This window comes from Mycobacterium sp., assembly GCF_049673265.1.
Classification (GTDB): Bacteria; Actinomycetota; Actinomycetes; order Mycobacteriales; family Mycobacteriaceae; genus Mycobacterium.
Window position 1 is genome coordinate 1 of sequence record NZ_JBATXN010000074.1, and the last position, 4,129, is coordinate 4,129.

At 65.9% G+C, this 4,129-nt stretch carries 5 protein-coding genes; all 5 read right to left on the reverse strand.

The features are described 5' to 3' along the window. On the reverse strand, positions 1-719 hold a 719-nt coding region (locus WBF82_RS02680), incomplete at its 3' end, for an enoyl-CoA hydratase/isomerase family protein (RefSeq protein WP_424381556.1). After that, complete coding sequence (locus tag WBF82_RS02685; RefSeq protein WP_424381557.1) at positions 716-1,480, reverse strand: alpha/beta fold hydrolase; 765 nt, start codon at positions 1,478-1,480, stop codon at positions 716-718. The genes WBF82_RS02685 and WBF82_RS02680, both read right to left, overlap by 4 nt. Then, the gene (locus WBF82_RS02690) at positions 1,477-2,532 is read right to left on the reverse strand and encodes an acyl-CoA dehydrogenase family protein (RefSeq protein ID WP_424381558.1); all 1,056 of its coding nucleotides are present in this window, start codon (positions 2,530-2,532) and stop codon (positions 1,477-1,479) included. The genes WBF82_RS02685 and WBF82_RS02690 overlap by 4 nt, the downstream gene beginning before the upstream one ends. Next, the gene (locus WBF82_RS02695) at positions 2,529-3,674 is read right to left on the reverse strand and encodes an acyl-CoA dehydrogenase family protein (RefSeq protein ID WP_424381559.1); all 1,146 of its coding nucleotides are present in this window, start codon (positions 3,672-3,674) and stop codon (positions 2,529-2,531) included. The genes WBF82_RS02690 and WBF82_RS02695 overlap by 4 nt, the downstream gene beginning before the upstream one ends. Then, positions 3,671-4,129 (reverse strand): N-acetylmuramoyl-L-alanine amidase (locus WBF82_RS02700; protein ID WP_424381560.1); only part of this gene is annotated, 459 nt, incomplete at its 5' end. The genes WBF82_RS02700 and WBF82_RS02695, both read right to left, overlap by 4 nt.

The window sequence follows — 4,129 nt, forward strand, 5'->3', positions numbered from 1 at the left end:
GCCACGCCCTCGCGGAAGTCGGCGGTCGCCTGGAGCCGGCGTTGCTCTTCGAGTTCGTGGGCGGTGGCCGCGGCGACCGCTTCGACCAGGCCGGCGCGCGTGGTGGCACGGATGCTCGTCAGGGCCAAGGGAGCCGAGCCGGCGATTCGCTCGGCGAACCGGATCGCCGCCGGGCGCACATCACCGTCATCGGCCAATTCGTCGACCAACCCTGCCGCATAGGCGATTTCACCACCGAAACGCTCACCGGTGAGCATCCACTCGAGTGCCTTTTGCTGGCCCACGACGCGCGGCAGTGTGGCGGTAATCCCGAAGCCGGGATGAAACCCCAGTCTGCTGAAGTTGGCCGCGAATTTCGAGGAGGGCGCGGCCACGCGAAAGTCTGCGCTTAGGGCAAGCCCGAGTCCGCCGCCGATCGCAGCGCCCTGCACCGCGGCGACAACCGGCTTGGTCGAGCGGAACAGCCGGATGGCTTGAGCATAAAGCTCATTGGGCGATACCCGATCCTCAGCGGGCCGGGAGAAGTCGGCGCCGGCGCAGAAGTGCTTTCCCTCCGTGCACAAGACGATCGCGCGGCATTCGACGTCGTGGTCCAGTCGCTCGTAGGCGTCAGCAATGCCCTTGATCAACGCGGCATCAAAGAAGTTGTTCGGGGGCCGATGGATTTCTAGCACCGCCACGTGGCCGACGGATTCGACGGTGACATCCGTTGCGGTCACAGCTTTTCCAGAAATTCGCGCACGGCGGCGTTGAACGTCTCGGGCTGGTCCATGTTCGCCGCATGTCCCGCGTCGTCGATGACAACCTTGCGGGAATTGGGGATGTGGCGGTGCATGTACTCGGCCCCGGCCAGAAAGTCGGTGTCCTCGGCGCCGACGATCACCAACGCGGGCACCGCGATGCTGTCGAGCGACGTGATTACGCGAGCGTCCTTTTGGGCCATCACACCGCGGGCGGCGCGGGGCAGTCCCTCGGGATGCTCATGCACCGCCTGCGCGAGTTCCGCCGACGTGTCGACGCGCCCTTCGCCCCGCTCAAGTTGTTGCGCACGTCGTTCTACCCACGCGTTCCACTTGTCGCGGGCTTCGTCGTTGCGGTAGCCCGGCCCAGTGTCGACCAGCACCAGCGCGGCCACCCGCTCCGGATGGACGAGGTGGAAGGCAAGGGATAGGTAGCCGCCCAAGGACATTCCGCCGAGCACAGCCCGATCGGCACCCGCGGCGTCGAGAATGGCCGCCATGTCGGCGACACTGATCTGTTCGCTGTAGCTGGCCATGTCGTCGGGTGCATCGCTGCTGCCGTGCCCACGCTGGTCCCAGACAATCACTGGCCGATCGACACTCAAGGCATCGACATTCCGCTCCCACATCCCCGCAGTGGCGCCGAAGCCGTGCGTGAGCAGAAGCGGCACACCGGCCGCCTGCGGGTTGCGCACCTGAAAAGCCAACGTGACCCCGTCGTCGCGCTGCAGTCGGTTCATTGCATCACCTCGGACCCAGACTGGATGGCGGGGTATAAGGCATCGGGGCCGCGGGCGACAAGGGCTGTACCCAGCTGGTCCGCCCAGCGATGATGCCCCCCGCCTTCGTCTCGCCAGGCCCAGAGTCGACGGGTCAGATAATGCAACGGATACTCCTTCGTCATACCGATAGCGCCATGCGTCTGATGTGCGGCCGCCGTCACCAACTGCGCGGCCCGGTCGGCAAGCAGTTTGGCGCAAGCGATTTCGAAGCTACCCCGGCCGAGCTCGACCGCCTCGACCGCACCGTCGATAGCGGATGCGACCACGGCGGCCTGCTGGTGAATGGTGACCAAGTGGGCCTGCACGGCCTGGAAACGACCGATGGGCCGTCCGAACTGCTCACGTTCACCGCTATAGCGCAATGTCATTGCCGCGATGGCACTTATCGCTCCGGTCATCAACGCGGTACGCCCAAGCGCAGTGCGCTCCCAGAGTGTTTGTTCGGTGACTCCGTTCGGCGCGTCGGCGCATGCGATTACCGGCACGCCATCGAAAAACACGGTGTCACGGGGCTCATCGGCGAGGTTGGCTCCGCGGCTGACGGCCGGACCGCCGGACGATGTGGCTGGGCCGGGTGCGAGCACGACGACGCCGTCGACGAGCCCGATGAGATGCTCGGCGCGGTGACCCCACGCCACAGCAGGCGCGGTACCGAACAGGCGGTCGCCGTCGAGACGCAGCGTCGCAGCCGGCGGCAGTACCGTACGAACACCTTCCGGCAGCGCGAGACCTGCAGACGCCAATAGCCACCCGCCGACCAGTCCGGCCTCAGCCAGCGGGACGGGCGCCGCGTGTGCTCCCGCGGCACGAAGCAGTTGAACCGCGTCGGCAACGCTGCCACCGGCTCCGCCCAGCGCCTCCGGAATGGGGACGTCACTGAATCCGCTCTGCTGCAATGCGTTCCATAGATTTGGCGCCCAGCCGGTGACTTCGGCTTCACCGGCATCCTCCCACCGGCTGTGGGCGGCAAACAGTTTGGCCGCCGCGCTGTACAGTTCGTTGTCACTCATGACAAGCCTTTAACGGCGACCGAGCGCAGCACCTCATTGGTACCGCCTCGGATGGTAAACGACGGCGCCTCTAGGACAGCGCGGCGTAGCAACCGTTCGAACAACGATGGCGCGGGGTCCAGGCCGCATACGATCTCACGATCCAACAACTCCCGCAGCGCGCTGACAACATCCTGTTCGAATCGGGTGCCCATCTCCTTGATGAGTGCGGCTTCGGCTGCAGGCGTGCCGCCCGCGTCGATCGCCCTGGCCACGGCCAGCGAAAGCCTACGCAGCACCCAGTATTGGGCCACGAGTTCGCCGATCAGCCGAGTCCCGGCGGGGCTGGCGGCCAGATCCGGCCACTCGCGGATGAACTCTTGCACGACAAGCAATGTCGAAATCCACCGGTCTGGGCCACTGCGCTCAAAGGCCAACTCGTTGGCGTTCTGCGCCCAACCCTGACCGATTTCGCCGATCACCATCTCATCGGGCACCAGCACGCCGTCAAGGAGCACCTCGGCGAAGTGGTCGGTACTTCCATTCAGGAAGGGGATCGGCTTGACCGTCACGCCAGGACTGCGCATATCGATCAGGAACCGGCTTAGCCCCGCATGGCGTTCGCCCTCCCCGGTGCGGCACAGCGCGATCATGAAATCGGCGCGCATGGCGTTGCTCGTCCATACCTTCACGCCCGACACCCGCCAGCCGTCACCGTCGCGCACACCACGCGTCCGCACCGACGCAAGGTCGCTTCCGGCGTCCGGCTCACTCATGCCGATGCAAAAACACAACTCTCCCCGGCAGATTCGAGGCAACAGCCACTGTTTCTGTTCCTCGGTGCCATACCGCACGAGCACCGGGGCGATCTGCCGGTCGGCCACCCAGTGATGCCCGACCGGGGCACCCCAGCGCAGCAGCTCTTCGACGACGACAAAGCGGTCGACGGCGGTGGCGTCGCGACCGCCATAGCGCGCGGGGACCGCCATGCCGATCCAGCCGCGCTCAGCCAACGCGGCGGAGAACTTTGGATCGACCTCGGCCCCCATCCCCATGCCGGGCTCGAACGTCCCCCAGGGCAGCGTCTCGGCCAGGAACGCGCGAACCTGCTCCCGCAATTGCAGCTCCGCAGCGGTGAGCGTGGCCTTGAATGGCCCAATCACGTGCCTGCCTCGATCGCTGCGACTCTTGCCGAAGCCTCGGGTCCGCAAAAGGGCTGGAGATCCACACGCCCGGCGGCAAGCAGATCGTCGATGCGGCGCTTCAGGTCACCGGACGAGAGATGGGCATACAGGTTTGCGCCCGGGCAAGATGTCTGGGCTAGATCCCGATGGCCCCGCAATGTGCTGCTCGCGACGCTAAAGGCCTGAGCGGCCCAAGCGAACGCGACGGCGGTCCCATGAAGCTGGGCGTCCGACACAGCCTCTTGATCGAAGTCTCCGAGGCAGAGGACGAGGAAATGGCCTGTGGTGTCGTAGTCCGTCGCGGTGTCGCCTGCGATAGCGGTGCTCCGCAGTTCGTAGATGTTGCCATTGCGGTCGACGCCTACGTGATAGGCGATGTCGATCCAGCCGTGCTGGTCTTGGTGGTATCGCTGATCCTGTCGCAGGCGGCCCGG